The following is a 14,197-nucleotide window of genomic DNA, read 5'->3' as shown; positions in this document are numbered from 1 at the left end:
TTTTTTTTTGCGATTCACTCCTCCTGGTTCTCTTCTTCTGCACTGTGACCACAGCGAACAAACTCAGAACGAAAGACAGTCAAATTATTTAGATTTATAGAAGAATTACCTTTTATTTAAATAAGTCATCGATGACCTGCTTAAAAATTTCATAGGAATGAATTTCCTTTTTGGGTTCGTAGATATTGGATATTGCAATGATTTCATCTACTTGGTACGTCTGTTGAAATCCAATTATGTCCCGGCGAATTGTTTCGGCGTCCCCCATGATGGTATACCCCAACCGATGATGAAGAATTTCCAATTCACCTTGTGATAACGATTCAAGAAAATCCTTGGATGGCGGAATCAGCTGGCTTAAATTGTTTGTATAAATATCGATGTACACCTGCAAATGGCTGGCGGAAATCAATGCAGCCTCTTCCATCGAGTCTGCTGCAATCACATTAATGGCAGCGATCACATAAGGCTCTTGTAAATAAGCAGATGGCTGGAAGTATTCTCGATAAATCGCGAGTGCTTCTTCCATCACCTCAGGAAAAAATTGAGCGCCAAAAGCATATGGCAGTCCCAGATTCGCAGCGATTTTGGCTGAACCGGTTGAGGAACCTAAAATTAGGACCGGAACATTGGTCCCGATGCCTGGATAAGCACGAACCTCTCCCTGATCTTCTTCATCCCCCACATAACGCAAGATATCCCGGACTTCCCGTTCAAAGAAAAACACCCCATTATGATTCGAACGGCGAATCACATCAGCTGTTTTTTGATCTGTTCCCGGCGCTCGGCCTAAAGCTAAATCTACACGGTTTGGATACAAGGTTTCAAGGGTTCCAAATTGCTCCGCTACGACTACCGGGGAATGGTTCGGCAGCATAATTCCGCCTGAACCTACCCGAATGTTTTCGGTATTGGCCAATATATGTTGCACGATTGATACGGTAGCGGCACTTGCATAGGCATCGTGGTTATGGTGTTCCGCAAACCAAATCCGTTTATAGCCCATCTTATCGACCGCTTTCGCTAACGATACCGCAGAATCAATTCCTTGTTTCATGGTTTCACCTTGTCTTAATGGAGCAACAGATAAAACAGATACATCAAATTTCTTCATCATTTCACCTCTAAGATTTATTGTTTGCTTCGTTATTATGCGATGGGCATGCCTTCTTCACGGCAGCAAAGGCCGTTTCGTCACCGCTCATGAACTTTAACTTCTTGAGTTCTACGCCCCTTCGTTTAAGAGCTTGTTTTACATTTCCGCGGATGGTGTGATTTGAGGCTTGAAAACTGAAAACAGCAAAGTTCCTGCAAATCTTTTTAATAAAGCATGAAATTCTTCCGCATGAACCTTGCCTCCATGAATCATAACCTCGTATAAACCCCAGCGATCCCTGTATAAATATGATGAACCTTCATAACCATTCCGGGTATAGAACTTTCTTCTGGTGACCCGTTGCTCGTAGTTGCTCGCAGACTCATCAATGACTTCTATATTGAGGATGATTCGATTGTCCGGGTACTTCTCTTTAATTTCGGCAAGTGCCCGGCCGCCATAGCCTTTTGATCTGGCATTGCCATCGATTGCGATATACAGAACATATGTTAAATCTTCGCGGGTGATTAAATAAGTAAAGCCAACAAATACATCCTCATCATAAATAACAAGGAAGTCTACAAAATCCTTTTTTGCTTTCCATAATAAAAGATTCATAGGTATCCGTTCATTTTTAGGGAATGATCCATCATACAACTCTTTTACTTTAGTGAATTCATTAGATTTTTTTGTTAATGGTTCTAATTTTAAATTCATACCGTTGACTCCTTTTGGTTACTCTTTTCTGCCATCATTTGAACCCGATTGATTTTAATACGGATAAAAGAGACCCTCCAAGGATCCCCTGCTCTAAAAGTCGAAATCTGTTACACGTTTTTCTATTTCCACCTTAATACGAATAAGCTTCTCCGTCATCCGGCACAACTACATTAGACTCGATCCCTTTTTCGTTGATAAAGTTCTTCAATTCTTCTCTGGACAATCCCCAATGGTTCACTGCTTCCATATGGCTAACAACGATGTCAGCTTCAGGAGCAGCCTTGTATACTTCGTATATGTCTTCTTTGCCCATAATAAGAGGGCCAACTGGGCCATCTTCAACAAATTGGTTTTCGCCACCGTTTAGCATAATAACTTCGGGTTTGTAGGTATCGATAATCTCTTGTACTTCTTCATACCAGACGGTATCACCAGCTAGATACAAAGTTTTTTCATCCGTGTGTTGGAAGACAATCCCCATCACATTCCCCATGAGCTTTGCCGTTTCCCCATGTCCATGGCGACCATCCACTTCAGTAAGTTCAACTCCATTAAAGTCTATACCTACTTCTTCTTCCATGACTTCAATATTCGTGAATCCTGCTTCTTTGGCCATTTCAGCATCCGCTTCATCTTGCATAATCAGCTTCATGTCTTTAGGCAGCTGTTCTTTTGCTGCTTGGTCAAAGTGATCTTCATGTGTATGAGTTACGATGACAGCGTCTACACCCTCAAGAATCTCATCAACGGACATTGGCAATTCAACGATTGGATTTCGATCATCTCTTTCGGCAGGAAGGAAAGGATCAAATTCGCCTTTTTTGGAAAACATAGGATCAATTAAGAACTTTTGACCACCGTATTCTACCGTTACTGTAGCATTTCGTATTTGCTGGACAATCATATCCTGTTCTTGTTTTAGAGAAGCATTTTGCTCATCAACCGGCTGGGTATTTTGAGGGGTTCCGCAAGCGGCTAATATGCCACTCACTAAAAGCATTGTCATTGTAAGCATAGAAGTGTTTTTGAATTTCTTCATAATTGATAAATCCTCTTTTCTAAAATTTAATAGTCTTTTTTCGTTAAGATCGACAACCTAATGACCCGATTGGACTCTTCTGTCGTCATGGCCACTTATCCAGCTCCTTTAGCGGTATAATCTTGTTTACAACGAATATTTGTGAACGTAAGATATTTCGCGGGCGGAAGAATACAGGATTTTTATTGCCTGAAATCAGTGACTGGACAACGTATGCCACCCCTTCTTCCTTCACTGCAGAAGTTATTATATAAGCCACCAACTTAAAGCACGGCCGACTAGTATGGCATTAGTTTCTTCAACTCTTCATAGTGATGTGTCAACTCATTTTTCTGATCCTCCTCCTCAATAGAACTTCGATTTAACACTTTTTTCAACGCCGTTAAATGTTAAAGAAATCGCAAGGTGCATACTACCTGAAATTTCACGATTAAAATGCCGCAACTCTTTACTCGAAGTTAAATGTATTATATAGTGAGTACAAATCCATAAACAAGTATGCACTTTTTTCGCATATACTATCAGAAAGGATAGTGTAAACATGAAAACATCAAAAATCAATGTGGCTGATAACCAGGAAACCTTCTTTGGCTATACACTTTCCATCATCAATGGAAAATGGAAACTGTTGGTTATTTACTATTTATCGAACAACAATGCAGTGCGTTATAACGAACTTCAGCGTATGATTGGCAAAATAACTTACAGGACGCTTAGTTCAACATTGAAGGAAATGGAAAGTGATGGTTTAGTTCATCGTGAGGAATATCCGCAAATTCCCCCTAAGGTTGAATATAGCCTTACGGAGAAAGGAAAAACGCTCTGGCCGATCATTCAAGAGATGTGCCAATGGGGCGAATTCAATAAAGAGAAATAAAAAAACAATACCGACTCGCTAAGTTTTCCAGCAACATCAGCAAGCATTGGAGTTGCATGAAATTTGAGGAGTTAGTGAAAAGGAAAAAGGCCGAGATTCTTGTTTGATCAAGAATCTCAGCCTTTTTTGATAATGCCAGCCAGTAATTTTTTATTCAGAAATGGCTAACTAAAAAAAACAGCCGAACAGGTCTGTTCAGCTGCCTTTGTGCACTTTACCGTTATTGTACATCGCATGATTATGCGAAAAAAATGCTCAATTTGGAAATTGTATTTACTAAAAAATTCGCCCTATAAGAAAATCGTGTAAAGAAGGAACCAAAGCGAGGGTTTGCACGATCCAATCCTCTGAATAAAATCCATGGAATTAACTGCCGTCAATTAATGAACTGCGTTGTTTGATTTCATTTATGGAAAGGTACAAGGTATAATTCCCGTAATCAAGAACTGCATTCAAAAAAAGATTTAATTGTTCTTGGGAAGCCACTTTTATTTTCAAGTGGTAACAACCTTCTCCTGACACCCGATGTGCTTCAACAACCTCTTGTCGTTCGTTAAGAAAATCGATGAACTTCCCGTGGTTGGCTGTTTTCATGTAAATGATGACAAAAGCAGTATAAGAAAAACCTAACTTCATTTCATCAACGATCAGGGAATAAGCTTTAATGACACCGCTGTCCTCTAGTTTTTTGATGCGATTCCCAACTGCCTGTCCTGTCATATGAATTTGTTCACCCAGGTCTTTCCACTGGATACGTGAGTTTTCAGACAACAAGCGAAGGATTTGAAAATCAATATTGTTAAGTTCCATAGTAGCTTCCTTTCATGGTGAAATGTTTTAACACAAAAATGCTTCATCAGCCTATCGATAAAAACCTGGAACCTGTATATCATTAACTTGTAGGAAAAATTTATGAATGGGGTGGAAAAAATGAGCACAGCTTTAATCATTGTCGATATACAAAAGGACTATTTCCCAAACGGAAAAATGGAATTGAGCAATCCGGAAAGCGCAGCTGCCAATGCAGCTAAAGTTCTGGAATGGTTTAGACAAAATCACAAAGAAAATATTTTCCATGTTCAGCATATTGCCAGCAACCCCGCTATGGGATTCTTTCTTCCAGACACCGAAGGTACTGAAATACATGAAGCGGTTCAGCCGTTAGAACATGAAAGCGTCATCGTCAAACATTTCGCAAACAGCTTTCTACAAACAGAATTAGAAAGCCAATTAAAAGAAAAAGGGATAACCAAGTTAGTAGTGGTTGGTATGATGACACATATGTGCATTGATGCCACCGTGCGCGCTGCCGTGGATTTGGGTTACGAAACGACACTGATCGAAGATGCTTGCGCGACAAGAGAGTTAACTTATCAAGATCAGATCGTTCCGGCAGAACAGGTTCATTATGCGTTTGTCGGCGCACTCCAAGGTATGTATGCCGAAGTAACATCGACCGAGGATTTCTTGCAACAGAAAGTCGAAATCCTCTAGAAATGATGACTTCAATATAAATGGAAGCTTGTTTTTTTGCAAGCTTCCATTTATACCTATCTATTAAAATCAAAGAGAAGACTTGGTACTGCCCCCCAAAAGTTGATTTTTCACTCTAACTTTTGGGGGGCAGTACTTTTGCTGTCCACAGCTTCTTCTCTCCCTTTCTGTATATGCAGCTACTGATAATCTGGCGATATGTTGACCGAGATAACATTCTCTAAGTTATCGCTCTTGGGGTTCCAAGAGGAAAACCGTGTTTCTTCGCTGCTTGCTTAGCTATACATTAGCTTCTGAACTATTTTATATAACATCAGCACCCTTCCTTTTACCCCTTTCAAAGTGTGTATGAAAGTATCTCTATAGACCTTGAAGAGGATAATCAGTGCTAATCAGCCACCTTCTTTTTTCATTGCCTAGTTTTAGACAGTTCCCTAATTTATTTCTGACTAGGCTTCGATTTTCTTTAGCACTTTCGCAGGCACACCCCCTGCAATTACATTAGGAGGCACATTTCGAGTCACAACTGCACCTGCGGCAATAATAGCCCCATCTCCAATTTCAACACCGGGAAGAATTGTGGCATTTGCTCCAATCCAGACGTCTTTCCCAATCGTAATAGGCGCGGGATGCATCGTGCTGCGCTTTTTGGGATCTATGTCGTGATTCAGTGTAGCCAATACCGCATTGTGTCCAATGAGAGCATTATCGCCAATGGTAATACCTCCTTGATCCTGAAAACGGCAACCTGAGTTGATAAAGACATTCTTGCCCACATGGATATTTTTCCCGCAATCCGTATAAAAAGGCGGGAACAAAGCAAACGTAGGGTCTACCGATTCACCAATTAACTGGGAAAACAGTTCCCGAACTTCTGCGGGAGTATGATAACGCCCGTTCAATTCTACAGTTATTTTTAATGCTTCCTGTGAGAGCTGATGCATCATTCGGTGCATCTCCGAACCACCTTCCACTGCTTCTCCTCGGTTCATATGCGCCATAAAGTCACTGATCTCCATTAAAATCCTCCTTTTAATCTTTTCTTATAACTACCAATACCCTAATTATTTTTAGATAAAATCTGTTAGGTTATATTGCTAGTGAAATAATGAAGTAACATAATATAGACGAAGTGTTTGTGAAAACTCCATTAATAAAAAAGAAGAAACTTTTTTTGCAAAAACAAAAGAAGAAGCGCTGTCGCCTCCTTCTCTTTAAAATTTGTTCATGAGCTAAGTCTTAAACTTGGTTCAACAAACTAACCCATACATAATAGTTTGTTTTATTTTAATAATTGCATAATTTGTTCTTTCGTAGGCAGAGAAGAGATTGCCCCTTTTCCAGTAGTAGACAGTGCTCCGCTAGCGTTTGCAAATGCCAGTATTTCTTGATGATGCTTACTTACTATGGCCACTAAATTATCTTGATCAGTATCCAGATTCAACAGCTGATACAAGAAGCCGCCGATGAACGCATCTCCTGCGCCCGTTGTGTCCTCTACTTCGACAGAATATCCCGCGGATGAATATTTTTTGTTCAGGACGTAGAGATCTGCACCTTTCGCACCTTTTGTCAGCACCACTACCTTTACATCCCCTGTAAACAAAGACGCAATTGCTTTTTGTTCTTCCGCTATACCCGTTATAAACTCCAGTTCTTCATCAGAAACTTTAACAATATGCGCCATTGGTATAAAATCCAGAATCGTCTTTCGACATTCCTGCGGATCGTCCCAAAGTGGCAGACGCACATTGGGATCAAAACTGATGATCCCGCCACACATTTTGACTGCTTGAATCGCTTTCACATGTGCTTTTTTCATCGGGCTCTCCACTAAATCCACCGAACCAAAGTGCAAGATATCCCCATGATTGAACCAGTCGGCATCTATTTCTGAATCCCGAAAGAGTAAATCTGCAGAAGGATTCCGGTAGAATGAAAAGTCGCGTTCTCCATTTTCACGCAAAGAAACAAACGCGAGGCCGGTTTTCGCCTCTTTTGTTCTGAATACCTTATCTATGCCCACACCGGCCTCTATAAGCTGCTCCAAAAGAAAATCACCAAAGGCATCTTCCCCTAATTTGGTGATCAGTGAAGCCTTTCCGCCAAACTTTGCAACCGCAGCTGCCACATTTGCCGGTGCACCGCCCGGAACTCGCGTAAACGAAACGACATCTTTCAATGCCACTCCTTTTTCATGCGGAATAAAGTCTATTAATAGTTCGCCAATGGAAAACAGCTGCCCCATTTCAGCACACCTCTCTACTTATGCCTTGCGCTGTTTTATAATCCCACTTCACCGCTTTGAACGATGCAGACCCACCCTTTGTAAAAAAGCGGATTTCCTGGCTTTTGCCATCCGGAAAAATCCGGGAGCTAAACACTTCTGCACCATCGTTCACAAAAATCTCCACTGATGAAGAATCGACGAACAAATGGAATTTGTACACATCGCCATCGATGTGGCATTTCCTTACCGTTCCGAATGTGCTGCCAATCACTTGGCCCGATAGCGTTCGGTCAAGGATGACTTTCCCCTGGACCGCATCATACGTAATCACCGTTTTTTCATCTCCATTCGCCCGGAACTCGATTCCGTATTCCAAAGCATCTCTCTGTTCAAACTCGCACACCAGTTCATAGGTGTCACCGGAAAATCCTTCATACACTTTCTTTTCATTTGAAAGGGTATCCGCTGCTTGGACTTTCTTTTTGCGCAGCGACTGAAGTTCGGGAACAGGTTTTTGAATCAGTTTCCCATCGTCGACCGACAATTCCCGAGGAATCGTCAAACAATGCGCCCATCCATTAATGTCGGTAGGGTATTCGATTTCAGGTAACCCCATCCAGCCGACCAACAGACGTCTGCCATTCGGGTCCTGCATCGTATGGGGCGCATAAAAATCAAAGCCTCTGTCCAGTTCGATGAAATGTTCGTGGATCAATTCTTTTCGCTCCAGATCGATTTTCTTGCCCATCACATAACCCGCTTGGTAAATATTTTGATAAAGATCCCCTTCAGGTTCTAGTCCTTGCGGAGAGAAAATCAGGACGCCTTGATTTTCAATTTCAAAATAATCCGGACATTCCCACATGAATCCGAAGGAATCCAATTCTGTGTCCAGTTCTCCTTCAAATTTCCAATCCAGCAGATTAGGTGAACTTAATAAACAGACGGTCCCTGTCTTATCCGTTCGTTGCGCTCCGATCACCGCGTAAAAACGGTCTCCCTCTCTCCACACTTTCGGATCGCGAAAATGCTCTGTATACCCAGCTGGGACATTATCCAGAACGGATTTTTCCAATTTCGTGATTTTCCCCTCGGCATCCATAATGGCAATACATTGATGGGGATGTCTTTCAAAATGCTCATCCCGCGTATTACCCGTGTACAACAAATAGATTTTTCCTTCGTGTTCAACGGCACTTCCCGAATACGCACCATGGCTGTCAAAATAATCGTCCGGTTGGATGGCGATCCCGACATTCTTCCAGTTCACAAGATCTGTGGACTTGGTATGGTACCAATATTTCAAGCCGTGAACCGGCCCTAACGGATGCCATTGATAAAACAGATGGTATTCCCCGTTATAGTTACAGAAGCCGTTCGGATCATTGAGAAGCCCGGAAACCGGTTGAATATGAAACGTTTGCCGCCACAAACAGCTATTGACCTTCGAAATCAATGAATCGATCTCTTGCTGGCTGACTTGATCGAGCCGGATGTATTTCTTCTCCCGCTGCAGTTCCATTTTTAGCATGCTCCTTTTAATAAAAGCAAATCTTACGGTATAACACATTACAAAAACCTTGAATATCTCTAAACTCCTTTTCCCCTACAAAAAGCCCTTTTTGGAAGAGGTTCCAAAAAGGGCTTTTAGAATGTGCCTATCTTCTTGTCACCTGTGATTCTTCAATCAAGATAACTCAAATACATAGATAAGAATAGTTTTTCTTGCTCTATGCTGCTGGTGTGGAAGCGACTAAGCAAGTGAAGCTGAGGACAACATTGTTGGTGGACTAATGGAGCCATAACACGGTTTTCCAGGTTCGTAATATCGCGGTGATGCTCGACAAACTCCTCTTTGCTTATACCTAATTATAGCATGGGAATAACGAAATGAGCTTGTCAAACAACTTGAAAAAACACAATTTTTACAGTCGAGGAAGCCTCAAATTTACTGCCCAAATCCCAAGCTGATGGGCATCTTGTCATGTTAATCGACTGCTCCTCGGAAAAGATTCCCTCTAATCTTTTGAAGCTTCGATTGAATAATATCGTTATTTTGCTACAACGATTTTCTAAACGAATTCCTTGTCTAAATTTTCTGCTTTGGTCCGGCATTTATGTATTTCCGTATGGTTTTCCGGTCAAAGCCGGTATTTTCGGCAATGGCCGTTAGCGATCATTCTTTTTGGTGCAGTTCCCGAATCATAAAAATTTCCTCTATTTTCAACATCGACACATACTCCGCTACAAGATGGTATATGTCAATTATCCTTGATAAATGGGGAATTTTAAAACGGCGTTATTGGGTATTTTATCACCGGCAGTGACACGAATCAGCCAATCTCTTCTTCTGTGTTTTGCTATTAGAATAACTGGTACTTCTAATAACTGCTGAAATATTAACAAATCATTCGTTAAGAGGACTCTTTGGAATTAATCACTGTAATTAAATTCTATTTCATCAAATCTATTGAATATCTCCTGTTTTGCACAATTCAAGCATCGCTTCGGTTACTTCTTTCCGAAGTTGATGCTCAGAAATCATGAAAGCAGCTTGAGACAAAAATAAAGAAACAGAGAAGAAAATTGTAATTTTCTTCTCTGTTTCTCAGGTATATGAGGGGTAGTTCGGCACATCAATGGATTGGTTTTCCACCACCACGTGCTTTCCTACATTTACTTTTCCTTTTGAACACGGTCTTTGTTCACGTTTACAGGCTCTTCGGACTGTTTGATCTGTTGTTCCTTCGTTTGGTTTTCAGATGAGGTGTTTTGGGTGTAATCATTCACATCTATATGCCCTACATCTTCTTCACGCAGGTGACTCTCTGGATCCCAAGTTGCGCTGTTTATTACGTTTCCACGTTCCCCCGTTGTATAGGTTCCCTCTGGTTCCCGAATGGTGTCATCCGAATCATTGCTTGATTGCCAACCGCTTGTTTCTTTACTCGGATTTGGTGCATCCGATTCCCGCCAGTCTGCTGGATTATTCGGGTCTTTTTTTCTAAGTGTAGTGTCCCCATCAGAAGAGTAAGGCTCGTTCGAACTATCGTTGTTAGTATTTGAACTGCCTCTTTCTCGAAGTTCGTTATCCCCTTGTTCTTTTTTTTCGATATTCCTATCTGTACCTGCATCTGCCGCCTGGAATTGCTGCGTGTCTTGCAAATCTTTTCGGACAGAATCATCACGATTATTTTTTTCCATATTGATCCCCCTCGTTTAAAAAGTCTACATAGTAAATTACCCTTTTTCAAGAATATTCAAACTTATTTATTTATCTAAAAAAACATCTTGAAGGCAACGGGTTATTTTTTGAAGTACAAAAAGGATAAATATAAATTGAAAAGCCCTCCATTTCACATCCGATTTGGTGGACTTTTTTTTAATGGAAAATAGGAAAAGCTCCATCTTTATTTCTGGCTATAGGTGAACCTTCAAGAGCTGACTTCAAGTGTTGCCTAACCTAAGTCTAAATGTACTTGTATTTGGTCCATTTCACTTTTCCTTAGGATCTAAATGACAGATGCATAATTTCAGAATAAAACGATCGTAAAATGATACGGTTACAAACTAAAAAACAAGAACCTCTTACTCAAGTTTCTTGTCTTCCAATAATGCTTGATATGTAAACCTATATCCTTTTGAGATTCGATTTTTAAAACTTTATCGGGTAGCCTTTTGAGTGCATGTTTTTTCTAATGGAGGGCCAGGTCTGTAGACAAACTCATTTTATTGAGTTTGTCTACAGACCTGGCTCAAACTTCATTCAGAAGTTTGGGATTTACAAATTTTATTCAGTATCCCCAGTCATCGACGTGCCACTTGCCGGAATGATCATCCCTAATTAGAATCCAGTTCCAATCGGTGTATAAAAAATCAGGCTCAAAGCCGCCGTCGCCACCTTTAGCATCCGTCTTAAAATTAGATACCAGAACGATTACATTTTCTTTCTTTATTCCGTTTGATGAACCATGGCCATACTTCATATAATCTTTAACCACTCTGTCTGATTCTTCTTCCATAAACCATAACTCTTTAAGTTCCACGCCCTTAAAATTCCTGACCTCTTTCTTTACAGCTATTGCCGCATTAGTTAATTCCTCATCAGAAAACTTCACAGACTCTCCCAAATTCACTTGCACATCAGTAGCTTTGCCGGATTGGCTGTAAAATACACTGGCTATCAACACAAAAACCAGACAAAGGACAAATAAAATCTTCTTCATATGATCCCCCCATCATTTATTTTCAGACACTTGTATGTATTAGATAACGTGAATGACCTGAAACTGGCTCCTTCTCATTCATCTTAGATAGTGGTTTAGCAGCTCTGCCGAATTTCATAGTCACTTATTTCCCTGTAATATGCACACAGTAAATCGTGCTATTCCATTATCCATTATGGATAGGTATGTCTCCAGATTAAGAACATCTTGGTTAATTTCAGTGTCTTCCCCTTGATATCGAGTGAATCATCATGATATGTAAATTGCACTCATTAAGAAAAATTTTTTGAATGTATCATTTTTTCTTGCAAATGCAGTTTTCGTCTGTTTTCGTCGGAAAGTTTATGAAATACAGATTTCTAACTGTATCTTACTTTAGAATAAGGTACATTCAAACCTCTTTAGAAATTTAGGGATGACTCATTTTATTATGGTGAGGTCTTCCCATCCATATGCGACTTCGATCAACCGTTTGCCGGAGATTTCTAAGGATTTGCTGTCCACGACCTTGCCTCCCATCTTTTCATAAAACCTACAAGAGCGATTATCCTTCAACACCCAGATGAGCACCGAATTCACGCCTTGGTTCTTCAAATCGTTGACCACTTCTTTTAGCAGAAATCTTCCTACGCCTTTGTTCTGTTCATGTTGCAATACATAGATGGAATAGACTTCGCCGTCCAGCTTGTCATAGTTCCCCGTCCTTTCTTTGCCGCCGTCCGCAAAACCGATGATCTTTCCCTTTTCGTCTTCTGCGACAAAGACATCGCCATTTACAAGATTCTGCTGCCATAATTGTTCCCTGGCATCGTATGTCAGTTGATTCAAGTAGTCGTCCGGAACGATGTTTCGATACGTAGTCATCCAGCTATCAACATGAACTTGAGCTATTCCCCTTGCATCCAAAAAATTTGCTTTTCTAATATTCAATTCTAGTCTCCTTACTTATGAATTACCGTAATCTGAATGTAACTTAATTAGTATTAAGTTACATTCAGATTCAATAAAGAAATCCCCTTACATATCCGTATTTCAGAAAAGATAAAACTTTGCTGGAAATAATTTGGTACAGTAGTCACATATAATTTAAAGCAAGGAGAGATGTCATCATGAACGAAGTTGGAGAGAAGCCAACGTTCGCAGAGAAAATGCAGCAGCATGAAACTTTAATTTTAATTATTAGCGCTGCCTTAGGAGTAATATTGATGAGTTTTTATGAAAATGATTATACTAATACCTTTGCTATTCGACTGGCTTTATTCTCTCTTTTTGTCTTTCTTTTTACCGTTGCATTCAACCGAAGAGAAAGTAAATTGAATGTTTCAGTAGTGACTATTATATATATTTGTCTTTTTTTATATTGGTTTAAATAGGTTTAATAATTAAAAAATAGCCTTCATAAAGCAGAGTTCTGAATATTACTTACTTCACAATAAGTTACATTTGTTTTTCGGCTATTTAATCAAGTAAAAATTGAAGTTAAGAATGTTAGATAAGAAGCATTTAATTCCACGTTGCAATTGTACATTCTCGATCTTCTAGCCAAAAACTATAAATTTCATTTTGGTTCATGTTTACTAATTTTATTCTTTCGTAACTGGTTTTTGGCATCTCAAACTGCAATTTCTGAATATCCTTTATCCAAAAAAACTTTAATTCAGTAGAGTTTTCTATTAAAAATTCTTCGATAGCAGCATTGTAATTTTGAGATGGTATTCTTAAGAGCTTAAAAGAATAGCTCGTACTAAGCACTTCGGCTTGTTTTAATACTTTAACTACTGGGAGATGGGGAATACATACAATCAAAGAAAAATCGTCCTGAATCAACTGGCAAGTAATTGCAGCGAAAGAAACTTCTCGCATTTCCTTCAATCTGTCTGGTATCGTATTTGATTCATAAGGAACTGGAAATAAAAACTCATACCGATCTTCCAGATTTTCTAACTCCCACTTTGTATAGAGTCTTTCCATAAAAACATCCTATCTTCATTTTGGGTTGTAATTCTTTCGTGACTCCGAATGTAACTTACTTACCAATAAGTTACATTCAAAATCATTAATCCTTACATAATTATTTAGATTTCCATCTGCTTAATTGAAATAAAAGTACCAAAATAAATAAATCATCCCCATCATAACCAAAGCAATTAAAAGAGCAACTCCCCTATAAACGACTAATTGGAATCTTTGAGGAAATATTTTTTCGCTTACCCATAAGACAAAGGCAAAAATTAATCCCACAGCCGCAAAGATTCCATCGCCATAGGAAAAGGCATCATCGAATTCTCTTTCCTCTTCATTTTTATAGGGTTTCAATCCAGCATACAAGCCGGAAAGTGCAAAGTATCCGAACAAAACAGTCGCAAGCCAAGGAATCCATACCTGCACATGATTTCCTCCATTTCGGTAACAACTATCTTACTTTTAAAGTTTTTTTTAGTCTGGACAATAAAAGATAAGAGCAATTTTTATATGGAATAGATAATCGAATGTAACTTAACTGCATTTAAGTTAC

At 39.6% G+C, this 14,197-nt stretch carries 15 protein-coding genes; 3 read left to right on the top strand and 12 right to left on the bottom strand.

The window, feature by feature from the left end; translation table 11 throughout:
• Positions 1-112: 112 nt before the first annotated feature.
• The 3 genes from AC4EHB_RS02280 to AC4EHB_RS02270 all read right to left on the bottom strand — a co-directional run bounded on the left by AC4EHB_RS02280 (position 113) and on the right by AC4EHB_RS02270 (position 2,720).
• The gene (locus AC4EHB_RS02280) at positions 113-1,114 is read right to left on the bottom strand and encodes an LLM class flavin-dependent oxidoreductase (RefSeq protein ID WP_490980546.1); all 1,002 of its coding nucleotides are present in this window, start codon (positions 1,112-1,114) and stop codon (positions 113-115) included.
• 138 nt (positions 1,115-1,252) lie between these two features.
• On the bottom strand, positions 1,253-1,813 hold the full coding sequence (locus AC4EHB_RS02275) for a GNAT family N-acetyltransferase (RefSeq protein ID WP_490980545.1): 561 nt from the start codon (positions 1,811-1,813) through the stop codon (positions 1,253-1,255).
• A 133-nt stretch (positions 1,814-1,946) separates the two neighbouring features.
• A complete protein-coding gene (locus AC4EHB_RS02270) occupies positions 1,947-2,720 on the bottom strand; it encodes an MBL fold metallo-hydrolase (protein ID WP_490981480.1) in 774 nt (257 codons plus the stop codon).
• 676 nt (positions 2,721-3,396) lie between these two features.
• Here AC4EHB_RS02270 and AC4EHB_RS02265 point away from each other — a divergent pair.
• Positions 3,397-3,732 carry a winged helix-turn-helix transcriptional regulator gene (locus tag AC4EHB_RS02265; RefSeq protein ID WP_490973962.1) on the top strand — a complete coding sequence of 112 codons (336 nt, stop codon included), beginning with the start codon at positions 3,397-3,399 and terminating at the stop codon, positions 3,730-3,732.
• A 366-nt stretch (positions 3,733-4,098) separates the two neighbouring features.
• Here AC4EHB_RS02265 and AC4EHB_RS02260 read toward each other — a convergent pair whose 3' ends face one another.
• Positions 4,099-4,542: an Lrp/AsnC family transcriptional regulator gene (locus AC4EHB_RS02260; protein WP_490980544.1), complete on the bottom strand. Its 444-nt coding sequence runs from the start codon at positions 4,540-4,542 to the stop codon at positions 4,099-4,101.
• 120 nt (positions 4,543-4,662) lie between these two features.
• On the opposite strand from AC4EHB_RS02260, the gene AC4EHB_RS02255 reads away from it, so the two are divergent.
• The gene (locus AC4EHB_RS02255; protein ID WP_490975602.1) at positions 4,663-5,226 is read left to right on the top strand and encodes a cysteine hydrolase family protein; all 564 of its coding nucleotides are present in this window, start codon (positions 4,663-4,665) and stop codon (positions 5,224-5,226) included.
• Between the two features lie 449 nt (positions 5,227-5,675).
• Here AC4EHB_RS02255 and AC4EHB_RS02250 read toward each other — a convergent pair whose 3' ends face one another.
• The 6 genes from AC4EHB_RS02250 to AC4EHB_RS02225 form a co-directional block, all read right to left on the bottom strand.
• Positions 5,676-6,245, bottom strand: a complete 570-nt coding sequence (locus tag AC4EHB_RS02250; protein WP_490980543.1) for a sugar O-acetyltransferase — start codon at positions 6,243-6,245, stop codon at positions 5,676-5,678.
• Between the two features lie 263 nt (positions 6,246-6,508).
• The gene (locus tag AC4EHB_RS02245; RefSeq protein ID WP_490980542.1) at positions 6,509-7,474 is read right to left on the bottom strand and encodes a carbohydrate kinase family protein; all 966 of its coding nucleotides are present in this window, start codon (positions 7,472-7,474) and stop codon (positions 6,509-6,511) included.
• Position 7,475: 1 nt separating this feature from the next.
• Entirely contained in the window at positions 7,476-8,978 is a 1,503-nt protein-coding gene (locus AC4EHB_RS02240; RefSeq protein ID WP_490973958.1) for a glycoside hydrolase family 32 protein, read from the bottom strand.
• Between the two features lie 1,154 nt (positions 8,979-10,132).
• Positions 10,133-10,660: a hypothetical protein gene (locus AC4EHB_RS02235; RefSeq protein ID WP_490973957.1), complete on the bottom strand. Its 528-nt coding sequence runs from the start codon at positions 10,658-10,660 to the stop codon at positions 10,133-10,135.
• 590 nt (positions 10,661-11,250) lie between these two features.
• Positions 11,251-11,682: a DUF4829 domain-containing protein gene (locus AC4EHB_RS02230; protein ID WP_490973956.1), complete on the bottom strand. Its 432-nt coding sequence runs from the start codon at positions 11,680-11,682 to the stop codon at positions 11,251-11,253.
• Positions 11,683-12,102: 420 nt separating this feature from the next.
• Positions 12,103-12,546 carry a GNAT family N-acetyltransferase gene (locus AC4EHB_RS02225; protein ID WP_490980541.1) on the bottom strand — a complete coding sequence of 148 codons (444 nt, stop codon included), beginning with the start codon at positions 12,544-12,546 and terminating at the stop codon, positions 12,103-12,105.
• A 245-nt stretch (positions 12,547-12,791) separates the two neighbouring features.
• On the opposite strand from AC4EHB_RS02225, the gene AC4EHB_RS02220 reads away from it, so the two are divergent.
• The gene (locus AC4EHB_RS02220; RefSeq protein WP_490973954.1) at positions 12,792-13,055 is read left to right on the top strand and encodes a hypothetical protein; all 264 of its coding nucleotides are present in this window, start codon (positions 12,792-12,794) and stop codon (positions 13,053-13,055) included.
• Between the two features lie 130 nt (positions 13,056-13,185).
• Here the strand turns inward: AC4EHB_RS02220 and AC4EHB_RS02215 are convergent, their stop codons facing one another.
• Together AC4EHB_RS02215 and AC4EHB_RS02210 are read right to left on the bottom strand one after the other, a co-directional pair.
• A complete protein-coding gene (locus tag AC4EHB_RS02215; RefSeq protein WP_490973953.1) occupies positions 13,186-13,653 on the bottom strand; it encodes a hypothetical protein in 468 nt (155 codons plus the stop codon).
• 120 nt (positions 13,654-13,773) lie between these two features.
• Positions 13,774-14,070 (bottom strand): hypothetical protein, encoded by a 297-nt coding sequence (locus tag AC4EHB_RS02210; protein ID WP_490980540.1) that lies wholly within the window; start codon positions 14,068-14,070, stop codon positions 13,774-13,776.
• Positions 14,071-14,197: the final 127 nt, after the last annotated feature.

Source organism: Planococcus sp. TJ-302, assembly GCF_058268455.1.
This window is presented reverse-complemented; position numbering and strand designations above follow the sequence as displayed.

What these genes read in the sequence shown, in the direction of transcription:
- AC4EHB_RS02280 (WP_490980546.1), bottom strand. Translation starts at nt 1,114, where the DNA reads ATGAAGAAATTTGATGTATCTGTTTTATCTGTTGCTCCATTAAGACAA.
- AC4EHB_RS02275 (WP_490980545.1), bottom strand. Translation starts at nt 1,813, where the DNA reads ATGAATTTAAAATTAGAACCATTAACAAAAAAATCTAATGAATTCACT.
- AC4EHB_RS02270 (WP_490981480.1), bottom strand. Translation starts at nt 2,720, where the DNA reads ATGATTGTCCAGCAAATACGAAATGCTACAGTAACGGTAGAATACGGT.
- AC4EHB_RS02265 (WP_490973962.1), top strand. Translation starts at nt 3,397, where the DNA reads ATGAAAACATCAAAAATCAATGTGGCTGATAACCAGGAAACCTTCTTT.
- AC4EHB_RS02260 (WP_490980544.1), bottom strand. Translation starts at nt 4,542, where the DNA reads ATGGAACTTAACAATATTGATTTTCAAATCCTTCGCTTGTTGTCTGAA.
- AC4EHB_RS02255 (WP_490975602.1), top strand. Translation starts at nt 4,663, where the DNA reads ATGAGCACAGCTTTAATCATTGTCGATATACAAAAGGACTATTTCCCA.
- AC4EHB_RS02250 (WP_490980543.1), bottom strand. Translation starts at nt 6,245, where the DNA reads ATGGAGATCAGTGACTTTATGGCGCATATGAACCGAGGAGAAGCAGTG.
- AC4EHB_RS02245 (WP_490980542.1), bottom strand. Translation starts at nt 7,474, where the DNA reads ATGGGGCAGCTGTTTTCCATTGGCGAACTATTAATAGACTTTATTCCG.
- AC4EHB_RS02240 (WP_490973958.1), bottom strand. Translation starts at nt 8,978, where the DNA reads ATGGAACTGCAGCGGGAGAAGAAATACATCCGGCTCGATCAAGTCAGC.
- AC4EHB_RS02235 (WP_490973957.1), bottom strand. Translation starts at nt 10,660, where the DNA reads ATGGAAAAAAATAATCGTGATGATTCTGTCCGAAAAGATTTGCAAGAC.
- AC4EHB_RS02230 (WP_490973956.1), bottom strand. Translation starts at nt 11,682, where the DNA reads ATGAAGAAGATTTTATTTGTCCTTTGTCTGGTTTTTGTGTTGATAGCC.
- AC4EHB_RS02225 (WP_490980541.1), bottom strand. Translation starts at nt 12,546, where the DNA reads ATGACTACGTATCGAAACATCGTTCCGGACGACTACTTGAATCAACTG.
- AC4EHB_RS02220 (WP_490973954.1), top strand. Translation starts at nt 12,792, where the DNA reads ATGAACGAAGTTGGAGAGAAGCCAACGTTCGCAGAGAAAATGCAGCAG.
- AC4EHB_RS02215 (WP_490973953.1), bottom strand. Translation starts at nt 13,653, where the DNA reads ATGGAAAGACTCTATACAAAGTGGGAGTTAGAAAATCTGGAAGATCGG.